The organism is Vitreimonas sp., from assembly GCF_036392335.1.
Classification (GTDB): Bacteria; Pseudomonadota; Alphaproteobacteria; order Caulobacterales; family Aquidulcibacteraceae; genus Vitreimonas.
Window position 1 is genome coordinate 19428 of sequence record NZ_DASVYD010000066.1, and the last position, 17021, is coordinate 36448.

A 17021-nucleotide genomic window follows, 5' to 3' on the forward strand; every position below is an offset into this window, starting at 1 on the left:
TCAACGGCGCGGCTCGCCCATGATCGAATCGAGCGGCTCGAACACCGCCCCGTAACCGGCATCTGGGGGGATCACGAGAACGGGTTTGCCGTCGCGTTGCTCAATGACCGGCAGCACGGTGACTAGGCTGCGCGATTGAGCCCGGGCGATGCAATCCACGGCGTCGTTGGCTTCCGCGAGCAAGCGCAAGTTCATGAGCGTGGGGAAAATGATCGTGCGTTGACCTTCGGCGGCGAGGCGCACGGCGTCGCTGGGCGCGATCCATTCGGCGTCAACCGTCTCGCGACCGTCGCAGGCGGCCACCTGCTCTGGTGGGGCATGCATCACGTAGAACCACGTGTCGAAGCGCTTTGGCATGAAGGTGGGCGTGATCCATCGGGCGAAAACGGAAAGTCCGTCGAGGCGCAAGCGCACGCCGAGCTCGCGGACGACATCGAGAAAAGGCGTCTCGCCCGCATCGACGGATTTGCGCAGCTCCGTGTCGCAGACGTCCGCGAAGGGCGCGCCGTCACGATGTTCGGCGAGGAGGATACCGGTCTCTTCGAAGGATTCGCGAATGGCGCCGATCCGCAGCGCACGTTGGACGCTGTCATAGCGTTCCCAACCGATGGCGTGCTCGGCCCACTCGCCCTCCTCATCACCGCGCGCGATCTTACCGCCAGGGAAGACCAGCGCGCCGGAGGCGAAGTCGATCTGGTGATGGCGCTTGACCATGAGCACCTGAAATTCAGGCGTATCGCGCAGCAGGAGGACAGTCGCTGAGGGTTTTGCTTCGCTGGGCTCGGCCATTCGGATCTCCATCAACCATTAGCTGATAGCCAATCACCCTTCGACGCAATCTCAGAAACGGCCTTACGCTCCACGCGAACACGGTTTTCACAGCCCAGGGCAGGCCTTGCGCGGGATCAAGCCAGCGATCGCGGCGGCGCCTATTGTTGACCTTGATCGATAATGGGAGTCTGCGGCGAATCCCGCCTTTTCGCGGCGGCCACAAAGGGCTCATATTGGGACAGCCCATGACAAGCGCGCCCTTGACCGGCCTTACGCATGCGGAAGCGGCCCGGCGCTTGCTTGAGATCGGGCCGAACGAATTGCCGCGCACGCAGGCCCGCGGTCTGATCGCCATCGCGCGCGACACGATGCGCGAGCCGATGTTCTTGCTGCTCCTTGGCGCCGCCACGCTTTACATGGTGCTGGGCGATCTCGGCGAAGGCCTGTTTTTGCTTGCTGGCGCGCTCGCCGCGATTGGTCTCGTCATCTTTCAGGAAGCGCGGAGCGAACATGCCCTCGTAGCCTTGCGCGAACTTGCCCAGCCGCTCGCCCGCGTCATTCGAGATGGCGAAGAATCGCGGGTTCCAGCGCGCGACCTTGTGCCTGGCGATCTTCTGCTCATCGGCGAAGGTGATCGTGTCCCGGCCGACGGGGTGCTGATCAGTGGCGACGTGCTGAGCGTGGATGAGTCTGCGCTGACGGGGGAATCCGCGCCTGTGTCGAAGCGTATCGCGATCGACGCGGCGGCTGCCGCGGACGATTCCCGTCCTGGCGCCGTCGACAGTTCCTCCCTATTTGCCGGAACGTTGAATGTTGGCGGTCAGGGCGTCCTGCGTGTCACTCGTACCGGGCTGCAGTCCGCACTTGGCCAGATTGGCGCATCGCTCGCCGCGATTGATGAGGAACCCACGCCGTTGCAGCGATCGGCGGGACGCCTCGTCGCGTTGCTGGGCGCCTTCGCGCTCGCCTTCTGTGGGTTGATCGCGCTGGCGTACGGGCTATTGCGCGACGACTGGATCGGCGGCGCGCTTGCCGGAATCACGGTCGCTATCGCGCTTATCCCCGAAGAATTTCCCATGGTGCTGGCGGTCTTCATGGCGCTCGGCGCCTGGCGGCTCGCCTCCCACCGCGTGCTTGTACGGCGCAGCGCTGTCATCGAAGCCTTGGGCGGCGCCACGGCGCTCTGTGTCGACAAGACCGGCACGCTCACGGAGAACCGCATGCGTGTCGCGCGCCTCTGGGCCGAGTCGGAAGATGTGCTCCTCGATGACCGTGCGCCTGCGTCTGGCCCGGCGCGCCAAGTCATCGAGTTCGCGGCCCTTGCGACGCCGCTGCAGCCAGTCGACCCGATGGACAAAGCCATTCGGATGCTCTTGCCGTACGACCACCAATTTGTGGCCCCCGCCCAGATCGAGCGCACGTGGCCGCTTCGCCCGCAAATGATGGCGGTGGTTCAGGTCTGGCGCGGTGCGGGAGACGAGAGGATCGCGGGCGCAAAGGGCGCGCCTGAGTCCATCTTCAAATTATGTCGCCTACAGCAGGACGAAATCGCGCGGCTCAATACGGTGCTGCACGCGTTTGCGGAGGATGGCCTGCGTGTGTTGGGCGTGGCGTCGTGCCGCCACGATGGGCCATTTCCGGACACGCCGGAGGACCTCCGTTTTGCGTTCTGCGGCCTCATTGGCTTTCTCGATCCGCTGCGCGCCGACGCACCAGCGGCCATCCAGGAGGCGCATGCGGCTGGACTGAAAATCATCATGATCACCGGCGACCACCCGGCGACAGCGCGCGCCATCGCCCAGCGCGCTGGCATTGATGTGAGCGCTGGCGTGGTGCTGGGCGCTGAAGTCGCGCAGCAGACTGCACGCGAATTGCAGCGGACCCTAGGCAAAGCACGCGTGTTCGCGCGCATCGCCCCTGAGCAGAAGTTGATGTTGGTTCAGGCTCTCAAGAACAACGACGAGATCGTCGCCATGACCGGCGATGGCGTGAACGACGCACCCGCGCTGGAAGCCGCCCATATCGGCATCGCGATGGGAAAGCGCGGCGCAGATGTTGCGCGGGAGGCGGCGGATCTTGTGTTGTTGGATGACAGCTTCGCTTCCATCGTGGGCGGGGTCCGTTTGGGCCGACGCATCTTCGCAAACCTTCGCCGCGCCCTGACCTATATCACGGCCATTCACGTGCCGATCGCGGGCCTCGCGTTAGCGCCCATTCTGCTCGGCATGCCGCCGATGTTGTTTCCCATGCACGTCGTGCTGCTGGAACTGGCCATCGATCCTACGTGCGCGCTTGTTTTCGAGGGCGAACCCAGCGAACGCACCGCGATGCGCAAGGCGCCGCGACCGCCGAGAGAGCCGCTGTTCGGCCCGCGGCAGCTTGCCAGGGGTTTCATCCAGGGCGTGGGCGTGCTCGTCGGCGTGCTCGGTCTTTACGCCGTCCTGTTGCAGCACGCGCCAGAGCCGGTCGCTCGCGGCGGCGCCTTCATCTCGCTTGTATTGGCCAACCTCGTCCTCGCGCTTGCCGACGCCATGTCGACCGATGGCAAAGTGCTTGCGCCACACCGCAATGTGTTCTGGGTCATCGCGGGCGCGCTGGTCGTCTTGCTGGCTGCCGCCTTTGCGATCCCCGCTTTGGCGTCCATCTTCCGCGTGGCCCCTCCGCCCCTCTCGATCTTAGCGGCGGCTATTGCCGTCGCCTTTATCACCGGCGCGTGGATGCGCGTGGCGGAGGGCGCCCTTGCGGCGATCTCGCGCGCGTTGATCTCCAGCGGCGTCATCACGCCGCCCCGTCGCCCCTCCCCTTAATTCTATGTCGGATTGAACGCAGTGCAGGTGAAAATCAAACCCCTTCCCATCAACACGTTTCGCGAAAATGTGCTGGTGCTGTCACGCGATTGCTCCGCGCTGCGCCCGGCGCGGCTGAAAGGTTCGCGGAAGGTCGAAGTTACGGCGGGCGGCGTGCGTATCCTCGCCAGCGTCGTCATCGCCGATGATCCAATGCTCGTGGGCGCCGATGAAGCCGGATTGACGCAGCCCGCCTTTCGCAGGCTTGGCGCGCCCGCGGGCGCCCTCGCCCACATCGCACCGGCGCCGCCTCCCTTGGCGACATCGGCGATTTTCGACAAGATTCGCGGCGATACGCTGACAGCGGCGCAGCTCACCGATGTGGTGCACGACCTCGTGGATCATCGTTGGTCTGACATGGAGATCGCGGCCTTCCTGGTGGCCTGCGCGAGCTTCATGACGGCCGACGAAACCTTAGCGCTCACCGACGCCATGGCCCGCGCCGGCAAGCGCCTCGACTGGAAACACCAATTGGTGGTCGACAAGCATTGCATCGGCGGCGTGCCTGGGAACCGCACCTCGCTGATCGTCGCCCCCATTGTCGCCGCGCATGGATTGCTTTTTCCCAAGACCTCTTCTCGCGCCATCACGTCGCCGGCCGGTACGGCTGACACAATGGAGGTGCTTGCGCGGGTTGATCTCGATGAAGAGGAAATGCGCGCCGTCGTCGAGCGTTGCGGCGGATGCGTCGTCTGGGGCGGACGCGTCAATCTCTCGCCCGCGGATGATGTCCTCATTTCGGTGGAGCGACCGCTATCCATCGATACCCCAGACCAGATGGTGGCGTCGATCATCTCCAAAAAGATCGCAGCGGGGTCCACCAGCCTCATTATCGACGTTCCGGTCGGCCCAAGCGCCAAGGTGCGTGACACGCGTGCGGCGCTTCGGTTGCGCAAGCTGTTCGAATTCGTGGGCTCACGCTTAGGGCTCCATGTCGAGGTTGTGATGACCGATGGCTCGCAGCCGATCGGACGCGGTATCGGTCCCGCGCTTGAGATGCGCGACGTCCTGGCGGTGTTGCGCGGCGCGCATGAGGCGCCTGCCGACTTGATGGCAAAGTCCATCAGTCTTGCCGGCCGGTTGTTGGAACTCGATCCCGCCGTCAGGGGCGGACAGGGCGAAGCGCGCGCGCTTGAACTGCTGACTAGCGGCGCCGCCCTCAGGAAGATGGAGCAGATTGCCGAAGCTCAAGGGCCCTCGCCAGTCTCCGGCGCGGTTGGCGCACTCGTGCACGAGGTGACGGCCACGGCTGACGGCTGGATTGCCGGCATCGATTGCTTGCGCATCGCGCGCATCGCGCGCCTCGCAGGCGCCCCTACCGACGCAGGCGCGGGGATCGATATCCTCAAGCGCAAGGGCGATAATGTGCGCGCGGGCGAACCGCTTTATCGCATCCATGGCGTTGAACAGGCGGACTTCGCCTATGCTGCAGGCGCGGCCGACGCCGAGTCTGGATTTCACCTTACATGAGCAAGGCCTCGATCATTCTGCACGCGTTCCCCGATGAAGCGAGGCCTGCGCGCGCGCTCGCAAGCGCGCTCGGAGTGGAGTGCAGGTTCGTTGACGTCCACACTTTCCCCGATGGCGAAATCCTGCCGACGGTCCCGGAGACTGCACCGACGACGATTGTCTATCGTTCCTTGGCCCAGCCTAACGACAAACTCATGGCCTTGTTCTTGGCGTGCGATGCCTGGCGGCGCGCTGGCGCACAACGCCTCGTTCTTGTGGCCCCTTATCTGTGTTACTTGCGCCAGGATATCGCGTTTGCGCCTGGACAACCCATTAGCCAGAAAGTCATCGGCCAATTGCTGGGCGATCGGTTTGATCGCATCCTCACAGTCGATGCGCACCTTCACAGGACGCCCACGCTTTCGGCCGTCTTCCCGCAGACATCATCGACGGCGCTCTCCGCCGCACCCGTGATCGCCGCTTGGCTTCGGCAAGCCCCGCAGTTGGACTTCGTTGTCGGTCCCGACGTGGAATCCGCGTCTTGGGTCGGGCAGGTCGCGGATGCTTTGGGCCTCCCCTATCGGCTCTTCTCGAAAACCCGACTTGGCGACAACGAGGTTCGCTTGGCGCTCGACAATCCCGCCGAGATCGCCGGCCGAAGCGTCGCGCTGGTTGACGATATTTGCTCAAGCGGCGGCACGCTAATCGAGGCCGCCAGGATGCTCAAAGCCTTCGGCGCGCGCGATGTCGCCGCCTGCGTGACGCATGCGCTGTTTGACCCATCGGTGGACACAAAATTGCGCGGCGTCGGCGCGCGCGGGATTGTGTCCACGGACTCAGTGATTCACCCTTCCAACGCCATATCCCTGACGCCGGTGCTGGCTGACGCGCTTCGCGGTGAGGTCCGGGACTGAGCCGCGGCAGGGCAAAAGTTCGGCCGCCTTTAAGGCGCTGGCGGAAGGAGTGGGATTCGAACCCACGGTGGGCTTGCACCCACGGCGGTTTTCAAGACCGCTGCCTTAAACCACTCGGCCATCCTTCCAAGAGGCGCGGGGCGTACCAGCGCCGCAGTCGCTCGGCAAGCGCCTTGGCCCGCGTCCCCTTCGACAAGCTCAGGAGGACGCTACTGGGCCAATCGCGCTGTCCGTTGAAATGGCGTCACCCTGAGCCCGTCGAAGGGCGACGCCACGCCGGGCTCAGCTCAGGGCGTTGAGGAAGGCGGCTTCGGTTTTGGCTTTGATTTCGTCGAGGGTTACGCCCTCGGCGAGTTGGATCAGGCGCATTGGGGCGTCGCCTGCTTTGTCGATCTCGAAGACGCCGAGATCGGTGATGGCGAGATCGACGACGCGCACGCCGGTCAGCGGCAGGGTACAGGCTTTGAGCAGCTTCGAGGCGCCTTCTTTGGAGGTGTGCTCCATGACGACGACGACGCGCTTGACGCCGGCGACGAGGTCCATCGCCCCGCCCATGCCTTTGACCATCTTGCCCGGCACCATCCAATTCGCCAGGTCGCCGTTTTGGCTGACTTCCATCGCGCCCAGGATCGAGAGATCGATATGGCCGCCGCGGATCATCGCGAACGAATCCGCCGACGAGAAATAAGACGTCTTCTTCAGCGCCGTGATGGTTTGTTTGCCGGCATTGATGAGATCGGCGTCGATCTCGTCCTCGTACGGGAACGGACCCATGCCGAGCATGCCGTTCTCCGATTGCAGCGTCACTTCCACGCCATCGGGAATGTAGTTCGCCACAAGCGTCGGGATGCCGATGCCCAGGTTCACATAGAAACCGTCGCGCAATTCCTTCGCGGCGCGCTGGGCGAGTTGATCACGGGACCAAGCCATACTTGTCTCTCCAACCTCTTATCTGCGGCTCATGGCGAGTTCGTGGAAATCTTCCGCCGACATCACGCTCTCAATGGCCGTCCAATAAATTTTCGCGAGCTCTTTAAGGCTCACGTCGGTATTGTCGTGCTCTGCAAACAATTTGCGAAATGCACGCCAATATTCCTCGCTCGTACCGCCACTACCCACGAAGAGTCCCGCACCATAAACTTTGATTGTGCTGTACTTCTCGGGGTAAGCGTCCGCCCATTCGCGCTCAAACGCTACACGCGCGCGCGCATAGTCCAGCAACTCAACAGCCTCATCGCCCATCTGCGTTCGCCAAAAATCGGCATCATCTTTGTCGAGAAGAAGAAAATCTTCGAGCCGATCGACACTTACCCCTTTGACGCCGCGCGGCGCCTTGGGCATGCCTTTCATACTGAGCGGTCGCACACGGCAAATGCTCAGCACTTCGCACACGCGCGATCTGTCTCGCCCATCGATCAACGCAATCTCGATTTCTTTTGCGTTCAGGCGAATGCGACCGATCGGTGGTCCCATCGGGATCGTGCGCGTGAGAAAATCAACGCTCACGCATTCTCCCGTGCGCGCACTGTGCGTTGTTCGATGCGCTTTTCGAAGCTGCCTTGCACGATGCGATCGACATAGATGCCGGGCGTGTGGATCGCGTCGGGATCGAGTTCGCCGGTCTCGACCAGGATCTCGACTTCGGCGACGCACTTCTTGCCGGCGGTCGCCATCATCGGGTTGAAGTTCCGCGCGGTCTTGCGGAAGATCAGATTGCCTTCCTTGTCGCCCTTCCAGGCTTTGACGATCGAGAGATCGGCGACCAGGCCCGTTTCCAGCACATAGGTCTCGCCGTTGAAGACCTTCGTCTCTTTGCCATCGGCGACGAGCGTGCCGACGCCGGTCTTGGTGTAGAAGCCGGCGATGCCGGCGCCGCCGGCGCGGCAGCGTTCAGCCAACGTGCCTTGCGGATTGAATTCGAGTTCGAGTTCGCCGGAGAGGAATTGGCGGGCGAATTCCTTGTTCTCGCCCACGTAGGACGAGATCATTTTTTTGATCTGCTTGGTTTCCAGCAGCAGGCCCAAGCCCCAGCCGTCCACGCCAGCATTGTTGGAGATGACGGTAATCCCCTTCACGCCGCTGTCGCGCAGCGAAATGATGAGATTTTCCGGAATACCGCAAAGGCCGAAGCCCCCGCTCATGACCGTCATGCCGTCGAAGGTGAGCCCTTCGAGAGCTGATTTCGCGTCCTTGTAGACCTTGTTGACCATGCGGCGCCCTCTATGTGCGCCTCTGTTACGGAGCCTTGCGCTGCAGCGCAACATTCCGGTGCGGAACTACAAGTTTCAACTTCGGCCCAAACGAAGTGCGCCGGCGGCTGAGCCGGCCGCCGGCGCTTCGTTTCATCCCGGGATGGGATGAGAACTTGGTCCTGGGACGAGCGAGGGACGAAAAATCGTCCAGAACCGGGGACCATAAACGCCATCCCGGTTGAACCGCCCCTGAACGCAAAAATCAGCTTGGACGCGCCTCGATATTCCAGGCGGCAAGCACCTCTTCAGTGTGTGCCCCGACCTTGGCCGGGGGCCCCTGCACTTCCCCGGGCGTGCGCGAAAAGCGTGGGGCAGGCGCGGGCTGGGTGACGCCGTCTATTTCGAGGAAGGCTTTGCGCGCCACATTGTGGGGATGGTTCGGCGCCTCGGCCATGTTGAGCACGGGGCCGAAGCAGACGTCGGTGCCTTCCATGATCGACGCCCACTCATCGCGGGTTTTGGTTTTGATCAGCGCGGTGAGCTTGGCTTCCATCATTGGCCATTTGCTCCGATCCATTTGCGCCGCGAAATCGGGATCATCCTTGAGGCCAGTTTTTTCCAGCAGCAGCGCGTAGAATTGTGGTTCGAGCGAGCCAATGGTGACGTATTTGCCGTCGCTGGTTTCATAGACGTCGTAGAAGGGCGCGCCGCCATCGAGCAGATTGGAATCGCGATTGTCTGTCCACATGCCGGCGGCGCGGAAGCCATACATCATCGCCATGAGTGACGCCGTGCAATCGGTGATCGCGGCATCAATGACCTGGCCTTTGCCTGACGTCTTCGCTTCGACAAGCGCGGCGCAGATCCCCATCGCGAGGTAAAGCGCGCCGCCGCCGAAATCGCCGACAAGGTTGAGCGGCACGGAAGGATTGGCGTTCGCGCGCCCCATGGCGCCGAGCGCGCCGGTGATAGAGATATAATTCGCGTCATGGCCGGCGGCTTGCGCCAGCGGGCCGTCCTGGCCCCAGCCGGTCATGCGGCCGTAGACGAGCTTTGGATTGCGCTTCAGCGCTTCATCGGGGCCGAGGCCCAGCCGCTCCATCACCCCGGGGCGGAAGCCTTCGACAAGCGCGTCCGCTTTAGAGATCAGTTCCAGCGCCACAGCCATGTCGGCAGGGTTCTTCAGGTCGAGCGCCACAGAGCGGCGGCCGCGGGCGAGCACGTCGAACTTGAAGCCCCCGCCTCCGCCCTTGCGGTCGATGCGGACGACGTCGGCGCCCATGTCGGACAGCAGCATGCAGGCGAAGGGACCGGGGCCGATGCCCTGAAATTCCACGACTTTCACGCCCGAAAGCGGACCCTTGCCCATGATTTTCTCCGTTTACCCTCTGGATTTCGACCAGAGCTATAGTCGGCTAAGTATCACCCATCCTTTGCCCGCCGTCTCCGGCGCCGGAGCGTCAAGTCCTGCGGATTGTTGTACGAGCCCATGACGCGCGGATGGCGCGTGAGGCGCAAGCGCTGCTTGCCGCCGCGGAGGTGCAAGCCGCGGCGATGCCCGGCCCCTATCGCGCCGCGCCCGATGGCGAAGACATCGCGCTGTTTGCGGCGTTCGATGGCGATGTAGCCGCAGCGGTGGAACTTGCTGAGGCGGCGCACAGTACGGAGCGAAAGCCGCTAGCTTCGCTGTTGGCGCTGACGAGCGATCGGCCCTCGCCTGCCGGCCTGGAAGCTCTGGCGCCATTCACAGGCGCGATTGCGTTGGACGCTCCGGCAAAGCTGATCTCCGCGCAGATCGAGGCGTGTGTGCGTGTGGCGCTGGCGGAAGAAGAACGCGCGCGGCGCATGGCGACAGCGGTTGAGATGAACGCGCCGATGCCGACGCCGGCCGAGCTGCGGCGTTTGAAGGCGCTTTATATCGGCGCGCCGAGTGCAATGTTCTTGGCGCTGGAGCGCGCGCTGTCCGAGCATGGCGGCTTGGTCGCGGCCGCGTTCTCCTCGTATGCGGGTTTTGACCATTTGCATGATGAGCCGTTCGACGCGGTGGTGCTGAATGGCGCGCAGGATCCGGCGACGGCGATCTCGCTGTGCGCGGCGCTGCGGCGTAACGCCAGCCTCTATCATATGCCGACCATGGTGGTGACGGCGCCGTTGGATGGCGCGACGCGTAAAGCCGTGATCGAGCGTGGCGCGTGCGCTGTGGTCGATACCAATGCGCCATACGGGCCCAGCTTAGGCTGGCTGTTTGAAGCGGTGCGGCGTGAGCGTCGCCGGCGCGCGGCGGACCACGACGTGCGCGGCTTGCGCGATGTCATGGGCGAAGCGCGGACGGGCTTGTTCAAGCGCGCAGCGTTCGAGGCGCATTTGAAGCGACTGGCGGCGGATCACCAACACAGCGGGCGGCCGTTCGCGCTTTCGGTGATGCGGGTGCTCCCAGCGCCAGGAAGCAGCGATCCCTCGGATGAGGCCTGGAAACGCGGTTTCAACGAGATCGCGAGCTTGGCGGCGCGCTTGATGCGCGAGACCGATGCAGGCGCCACGATTGGACGTGACGTGATCGCGGTGGCGCTGAGCGCGACAGACTTGAAGGGCGCCAAGCGGACGGGCGAGCGGATTGCGTCGGTCGCCGAATGCACCGCCTTCGCGGCGGGCGACAACGGCACTGGGCCGCTTGTGTTTGAGCAAAGCGCGGTGGAACTGCAGCCGGGTGAAAGCGGCGCGAGCCTGCTGGCGCGGGCGATGCGCGCGCTGGATATGGAATTTGTGCCGGCTGAGAGCGCTTAATCGGACCGCCGGCTTCCAGCCGGCGCTTGCGTTCAACCGGCGACATGCCTGCAAGCTGAAACTAAGATGCCGGCTGGAAGCCGGGGGTCCGAAGAACTAAGCCGCTTTCTTCGTCGCCATTCTTGAGAGTGCGTCGAGCACGCCGCGGAGCGCTTTCAAGCGTTGGGTGGCTTCGGGCCAGCCGCCGGTGACGACGAGTTTGCCGTCAGGCCGCATTTTGAAGTCGTCGGGGCGTTCTTGGACGTAGCGCACGAGCGCCAGCGGATCGGGGAAGCCGATTTCGCGGAACGTGAGCACCGCGCCCTTGGGCCCCGCGTCGAGCTTCGAGATTTGGCAGCGACGGCAGAGCGCTTTGAGCGCGGCCACGGCGATGAGTTGCTCGGCTTCGGCCGGCAGTGGGCCGAAGCGATCGATTAACTCCGCGGCGAAGGCTTCGCGTTCTTGATCGCTATCGAGCTCGGCCAAACGGCGATAGAGCGCCAAGCGCACGGTGAGGTCGGCGACGTAATCTTCCGGGATGAGCACCGAGGCGCCGACATTGATCTGCGGCGACCAGGATTTCTCGGAGAATTCCTCCTCGTCCCTGCCCTCGCGCAGCGCCTGCACCGCTTCTTCGAGCATGCTCTGATAGAGTTCGACGCCAACTTCGCGGATGTGGCCGGATTGCTCTTCGCCGAGCAGATTGCCGCCGCCGCGCATGTCGAGATCGTGGCTGGCCAGCGTAAAGCCGGCGCCCAGATTGTCGAGCGACGAGAGAATCTTGAGGCGTTTTTCGGCGCTGACGGTGAGCGCTTGTTCGGCGGCGGTTGTGAGATAGGCGTAGCCGCGCAGTTTGGAACGGCCAACACGGCCGCGCAGCTGATAGAGTTGCGCCAAGCCGAACATATCGGCGCGATAAACGATCAGCGTGTTGGCGCGTGGAATGTCGAGGCCGGATTCCACGATTGAGGTGGAGAGCAGCACGTCAAAGGCGCCGTCGTAGAATTGCGTCATGATCTCGTCGAGCGAACTCGGCGGCATTTGACCGTGGGCCACCGCGAACGTCACTTCCGGCACGTTGCGACGCAGGAAATCGGACACTTCATCGAGGTCGGAAATGCGTGGTGCGACGAAGAAGCTTTGGCCGCCGCGATATTTCTCGCGCAGCAGCGCTTCACGCACGGTGACGTTGTCGAACGCGGTCACATAGGTGCGCACGGCCAAGCGATCGATCGGCGGCGTGGTGATGAGGCTCATTTCGCGCACACCGGCGAGCGCGAGCTGCAGCGTGCGCGGAATCGGTGTGGCCGACAGCGTGAGCGCATGCACTTCGGCGCGCAGATCCTTCATGCGCTCTTTGTGCTTCACGCCGAAATGCTGCTCTTCGTCGATGATCATCAGGCCGAGATCGGCAAACTTGATCGTCTTCGAGAGGAGCGCGTGCGTGCCGACGACGATCTCGATCGTGCCGGCTTCCAGGCCGGCCTTGGTTTCGTTGGCTTCCTTGGTCGTCACAAGACGCGAGAGCTGGCGTACGCGGATGGGCAGGCCCCGGAAGCGTTCGCTGAAGGTGCGGAAGTGCTGGCGGCAGAGCAACGTGGTCGGCGCCATGACGGCGACTTGCTTGCCCGTCATCGCCACCAGGAACGCGGCGCGCAGCGCGACTTCGGTCTTGCCGAAGCCGACATCGCCGCAGATCAGGCGATCCATCGGTTTGCCGACGGCGAGATCGCCGACAACGTCATCGATGGCGCTGAGCTGGTCGTCGGTTTCTTCGTACGGGAAGCGCGCGCAGAATTCGTCCCACAAGCCTTCGGGCGGCGACAGCGGTTCGGCGGTGCGGGTGGCGCGCATGGCCGCGATGCGGAGCAATTCTTCCGCCATATCGCGCAAGCGCTGCTTGGCGCGCGCTTTACGGCTTTGCCAGGCGACACCGCCCAGTTTGTCGAGCTGCGCTTCGGCATCCTCAGCGCCGTAGCGGCTGACGAGTTCAATGTTTTCAACTGGGAGGTAGAGCTTGTCCCCTCCTGCGTAAGTCAAATCCAAGCAATCGTGCGGTGCGCCGGCCACGTCGAGCGTCTTCAGGCCTTCGTACCGGCCCACACCGTGGTCCTGGTGGACGATGAGATCGCCTTGGCTCATGGCCGCGGCTTCGGCGATGACGGCGGAGGCTTTGCGGCGCTTGCGCGGGCGCGCGAGGCGATCGCCGAGGATGTCTTGCTCGGAGAGGAAGGCGAGCGTGTCGGTCTCGAAACCGTGCTCGAGCGGCAGTACGGCCAGCGCATGCGCGCCGCGCGGCAGCGAGGACGCGTGCGGCCAGGAGTCCGAACGGATCACGGTATCAACCCCGTGGTCGGTCAGCACGCCGGCGAGACGTTCGGCTGAACCATCGGACCAAGCGGCGACCACGACGCGTTTGTGCGCCTTGGTGAGCGCGCCGACGTGTTTGGCGGCGGCTTCGAAGATGTTGGTGTCGGCGGTTTGGCGCTCGGCGGCGAAATCGCGGCCGGGCCGGCCGCCGAGATCGAGCTTGTTTTTGGCGTCGGTGTCAAAGTGCGTGAAGCGGCGCACGGCGCGGGCGCCGAGGGCGACATTCAGCGCATCATCAAAGAGATAGAGCAATTCAGGGTTTGGCGCGCGGAACGGCGAGCCGCCGCGCGATACGGGTGCGCCCTTCCGGGATTCGAAATGGTCGCGCGCGGTTTCGACGCGTTCCTTCAACGCCTCTTCCGCCAGCGCGTCGAAGGCTACGAGTGCATCGAAGCCGACATAGTCGAAGACGGTTTCCAGAATGTCGTAGAAGAACGGCAGCCATTGCTCGACGCCTTGGCGGCGGATGCGGGCGCTGACGCTGTCATAAAACGTATCGCTGACCGTGCCGAAGCTTTGGCCGAAGCGCTTGCGGAAATGCAGCACGGATTGGTCGTCGAGCAGCACTTCGCTGACGGGCGTGAGCAGCGCTTCTTTCAGTTTGGCTTTCGAGATTTGTGTTTCGGGATCGAAGCTGCGGATGGCTTCGAGTTCGTCGCCGAAGAAATCGAAACGCAGCGGCTCGACTGCGCCCGGCGGAAACACGTCCATCAGACCACCGCGCACCGCGAATTCGCCGGGGGCGCGGACGGTCGATGAGCGCGAGTAGCCGTTGACCACGAGATAATTCTCAAGGTCCGCCATTGAGGTTTCGGCGCCTGTTGTGGCGGCGAAGGTCGCGGCATTGAGGCGCGCGCGTGGCGGTACGCGTTGGGCGATGGCCGAAGCTGTGGCGATGACAAGTAGTGGCGGTTCGCTCGGCTTGCGGCGCGCAAGCGCCGCAAGTGCTGCGCAGCGCTGGGCGGCGACGGAGGCCGCCGGCGAAATACGATCGTAGGGCAGCGTGTCCCACGCCGGCAGGCGGAGCGTGGCGAGGCCCGGCGTGAAGAAACGGACGGCGGCTTCAAATGACGAGGCGCGGGTTTCGTCGCGGGCGACGAAGAGCGTCACGCCGCCGCGCAGGCGCGCGGCTTCGCCGAGGGCGGCGGCGTCGATGCCCTCCGGCGCGCCCGTGACGACAAGCGCCTCCTCGGCCTTGGCGAGGGTTTCGACCAGGCGTGGATTTAGGGCTGTCTCAGGCATCGGAACGCGGGATGATCTCGGGTCGGAACGCGCGAATCAGCGCGAGGGTCTGGGTGTCGTATTCGGCGGGAGGCGGCGCCTGTTCGGTAATCCAGGCATAGACGTCCTGATCGGGCGCATCGAGCAGGCGCTCGAACTCGTCCACTTGCGTCTCCGTTAAGGTCGCCAGATGACGGTCGGCAAAATTGCCTAGAATCAAGTCAATCTCACGAAAGCCTCGACGCCAGGCGCGGAATTTCAGCTTCTTGCGGCGGTCATCCATCGGGCGTCTGGGGCGGATAAAGAAGGCGGCTAAACCGGAGGGGGCCGCGCTATAACCCATATGGGCGGCCATGTCAGCGCCGTCGAGCTAAGGCGTATGAACGACGTTCCACCCCCTGCCCTGGCCGCGCTCCTGGCGCCGGCGCGTCTGCCGAAAGGCGCGCGCAAGGACGCGCTTGGGCTGATCGCCAAGGTTGCGGGCGGGGGGCTGGTGCGCGACCTCGTGTTCCTGCCGCCGAACAGCGCGATTGACCGGCGCCTGCGCGTGCCGATCGCGGAGACGCAGGACGGCGACATCGCGACGATCGAGGCAGAGGTGGACGGCTACATTCCCGCCTACAAAAATCTGCCGCATCGGATTCGGCTGCGTGATGAGACGGGCTTTCTCTCAGTCGCCTATTTTCGCGGTAGTAAGGAGATGTTCGAGCGCATGTGGCCAGTGGGCCAGAAGCGTTTGGTCAGCGGCACGGTGACATTCTACGAGGGCATGCGGCAGATGCTGCATCCCGATCATGTGGTGGATCCTGATCGCGGCGAGGCGCCGCCGCCGGTGGAGCCGGTCTATCCACTCACCCAAGGGCTCGCGGGGCGGACGTTGGCGCGCACGATTCTGGGTGCGCTCGATACTGTGCCGGAAGCGCCGGAATGGTTGGAGCCTTCCACGGTGAAAGCGCACGACTGGCCGGATTTTCGTACGGCGCTTGAGCACATTCATCGGCCGACATCGCCCGAGGACGTTGCGCCGGAGAGCGCGTTTCGCACGCGGCTTGCCTATGACGAATTGTTCGCACGGCAATGCGCACTACGGCTGAGACGCCAGCATAGACGCAAGGAGCCGGGGCGCGCTGTAACAGGCGATGGGGACCTGGCCGACAAGATCATAGCTAGCCTCCCCTTTGCGCCCACAGGGGCGCAGCAGCGCTCGGTGAACGAGATCTACGCCGATATGGCTGAGCCGGCGCCAATGTTGCGCTTGCTGCAGGGCGACGTGGGTTCGGGCAAGACATTAGTGGCGGCGCTGGCGATGGCGCGCGCGGCTGAGGCTGGACTGCAGAGCGCGATGATGGCGCCGACGGATTTGTTGGCGCGTCAGCATGGCGTGACATTGCAGCCTTTACTGGAAGCCGCCGGCATCTCCATGGCGGTGCTGACGGGACGCGACAAGCCGAAGGATCGGCGCGCCATCATGGAGAAGCTGGCGTCGGGCGAGGTCGCCGTCGTCGTCGGCACGCATGCGCTGTTCCAAGAAGACGTGAACTTCAAGGATTTGGGGCTCATCGTCATCGATGAGCAGCATCGCTTTGGCGTCTCCGACCGCATGCGCATGGTGGCGAAGGGCTTTGCCCCGCACGTGCTGGTGATGAGCGCCACGCCCATCCCGCGCACGCTGGCGCTCTCCATTCATGGCGACATGGACATTTCGATCCTGGATGAGAAGCCGCCGGGGCGTCAGCCGATCCGCACCGTGGCGATGCCGTCGACGCGCGCGCACGAGATCATGGACGCGATCCGTGAAGCGACCGCACGGGGCGAGCGCGCGTATTGGGTTTGTCCTTTGATTGAGGAAAGCGAGGCAGTCGATCTGGCGGCTGTGGAAGATCGCTATGAGGAATTGAAGGCGCTGTTCGGCAAGGGCGTGGAGATTGTGCATGGGCGCATTTCCCCCACGGCGCGCGAGGCGGCGATGGAGCGATTTCGCTCGGGCGAGTCCACCGTGATGGTGGCGACGACTGTGATCGAAGTCGGCGTGAACGTGCCGGAAGCGACGATCATGGTGATCGAGCACGCCGAACGCTTCGGCTTGGCGCAATTGCACCAGCTTCGCGGCCGCGTGGGGCGTGGCGACAAGCGTGGCTCGTGCATTCTGCTTTGGAAGCCGCCGATTGGACCGGCCGCGAAGGAGCGGCTGGATACGTTGCGGCAGAACGACGACGGCTTCGCCATTGCGGAGGTCGATTTCAAAATGCGTGGCGCCGGTGACGTATTAGGGACGCAGCAATCGGGGCTGCCGCCGTTCCGGCTGGTCTCGCCCGAGGCGCACGCCGACATGCTGGGCGCGGCGGACAAGGAAGCGCGGCTGGCCGTAGAGCGCGATCCGGACCTGAAAACGCCGCGCGGCCAAGCTGTGCGCCTCGTCCTCAACATCTTTGGCTATGCCGACGCAGCCGAATTAGCGCGTTCCGGTTGATTTCCCGACGCGCACAGGCTTGATC

At 64.0% G+C, this 17021-nt stretch carries 12 protein-coding genes and 1 tRNA gene; 5 read left to right on the forward strand and 8 right to left on the reverse strand.

Going from position 1 to position 17021, the window contains the following annotated elements; translation table 11 throughout:
• Positions 1–789 (reverse strand): NUDIX hydrolase, encoded by a 789-nt coding sequence (locus VF769_RS15085; protein WP_331009253.1) that lies wholly within the window; start codon positions 787–789, stop codon positions 1–3.
• Between the two features lie 227 nt (positions 790–1016).
• On the opposite strand from VF769_RS15085, the gene VF769_RS15090 reads away from it, so the two are divergent.
• Genes VF769_RS15090 through VF769_RS15100 form a run of 3 tightly spaced genes read left to right on the forward strand, consistent with a single transcriptional unit; the run spans position 1017 to position 5980 of the window.
• Positions 1017–3578, forward strand: coding sequence for a cation-translocating P-type ATPase (locus tag VF769_RS15090; protein WP_331009254.1), 2562 nt, complete (start codon positions 1017–1019; stop codon positions 3576–3578).
• A 21-nt stretch (positions 3579–3599) separates the two neighbouring features.
• Positions 3600–5087 (forward strand): thymidine phosphorylase family protein, encoded by a 1488-nt coding sequence (locus VF769_RS15095; RefSeq protein ID WP_349258152.1) that lies wholly within the window; start codon positions 3600–3602, stop codon positions 5085–5087.
• Positions 5084–5980, forward strand: a complete 897-nt coding sequence (locus VF769_RS15100) for a ribose-phosphate diphosphokinase (protein ID WP_331009256.1) — start codon at positions 5084–5086, stop codon at positions 5978–5980. The genes VF769_RS15095 and VF769_RS15100 overlap by 4 nt, the downstream gene beginning before the upstream one ends.
• Before the next feature lie 38 nt (positions 5981–6018).
• Here VF769_RS15100 and VF769_RS15105 read toward each other — a convergent pair.
• The 5 genes from VF769_RS15105 to VF769_RS15125 all read right to left on the reverse strand — a co-directional run bounded on the left by VF769_RS15105 (position 6019) and on the right by VF769_RS15125 (position 9541).
• Positions 6019–6108, reverse strand: a tRNA-Ser gene (locus VF769_RS15105).
• A 154-nt stretch (positions 6109–6262) separates the two neighbouring features.
• Positions 6263–6910, reverse strand: a complete 648-nt coding sequence (locus tag VF769_RS15110) for a 3-oxoacid CoA-transferase subunit B (RefSeq protein ID WP_331009257.1) — start codon at positions 6908–6910, stop codon at positions 6263–6265.
• 18 nt (positions 6911–6928) lie between these two features.
• Positions 6929–7453 carry a hypothetical protein gene (locus tag VF769_RS15115; protein WP_331009258.1) on the reverse strand — a complete coding sequence of 175 codons (525 nt, stop codon included), beginning with the start codon at positions 7451–7453 and terminating at the stop codon, positions 6929–6931.
• A gap of 29 nt (positions 7454–7482) precedes the next feature.
• Positions 7483–8190 carry a CoA transferase subunit A gene (locus VF769_RS15120; protein WP_331009259.1) on the reverse strand — a complete coding sequence of 236 codons (708 nt, stop codon included), beginning with the start codon at positions 8188–8190 and terminating at the stop codon, positions 7483–7485.
• 244 nt (positions 8191–8434) lie between these two features.
• Positions 8435–9541, reverse strand: a complete 1107-nt coding sequence (locus tag VF769_RS15125) for a CaiB/BaiF CoA-transferase family protein (RefSeq protein WP_331009260.1) — start codon at positions 9539–9541, stop codon at positions 8435–8437.
• Positions 9542–9672: 131 nt separating this feature from the next.
• On the opposite strand from VF769_RS15125, the gene VF769_RS15130 reads away from it, so the two are divergent.
• Positions 9673–10956 carry a hypothetical protein gene (locus VF769_RS15130; RefSeq protein ID WP_331009261.1) on the forward strand — a complete coding sequence of 428 codons (1284 nt, stop codon included), beginning with the start codon at positions 9673–9675 and terminating at the stop codon, positions 10954–10956.
• A 96-nt stretch (positions 10957–11052) separates the two neighbouring features.
• On the opposite strand, the gene mfd is transcribed toward VF769_RS15130, so the two are convergent.
• Together mfd and VF769_RS15140 are read right to left on the reverse strand one after the other, a co-directional pair.
• Positions 11053–14547 carry a transcription-repair coupling factor gene (gene mfd / locus VF769_RS15135; RefSeq protein ID WP_331009262.1) on the reverse strand — a complete coding sequence of 1165 codons (3495 nt, stop codon included), beginning with the start codon at positions 14545–14547 and terminating at the stop codon, positions 11053–11055.
• Positions 14540–14881, reverse strand: a complete 342-nt coding sequence (locus VF769_RS15140) for a succinate dehydrogenase assembly factor 2 (RefSeq protein WP_331009263.1) — start codon at positions 14879–14881, stop codon at positions 14540–14542. Before VF769_RS15140 ends, mfd begins: the two co-directional genes overlap by 8 nt.
• Before the next feature lie 24 nt (positions 14882–14905).
• Here VF769_RS15140 and recG point away from each other — a divergent pair, with 24 nt between their 5' ends.
• The gene (gene recG, locus VF769_RS15145; protein WP_331009264.1) at positions 14906–16996 is read left to right on the forward strand and encodes an ATP-dependent DNA helicase RecG; all 2091 of its coding nucleotides are present in this window, start codon (positions 14906–14908) and stop codon (positions 16994–16996) included.
• The last annotated feature ends 25 nt before the right edge of the window (positions 16997–17021 follow it).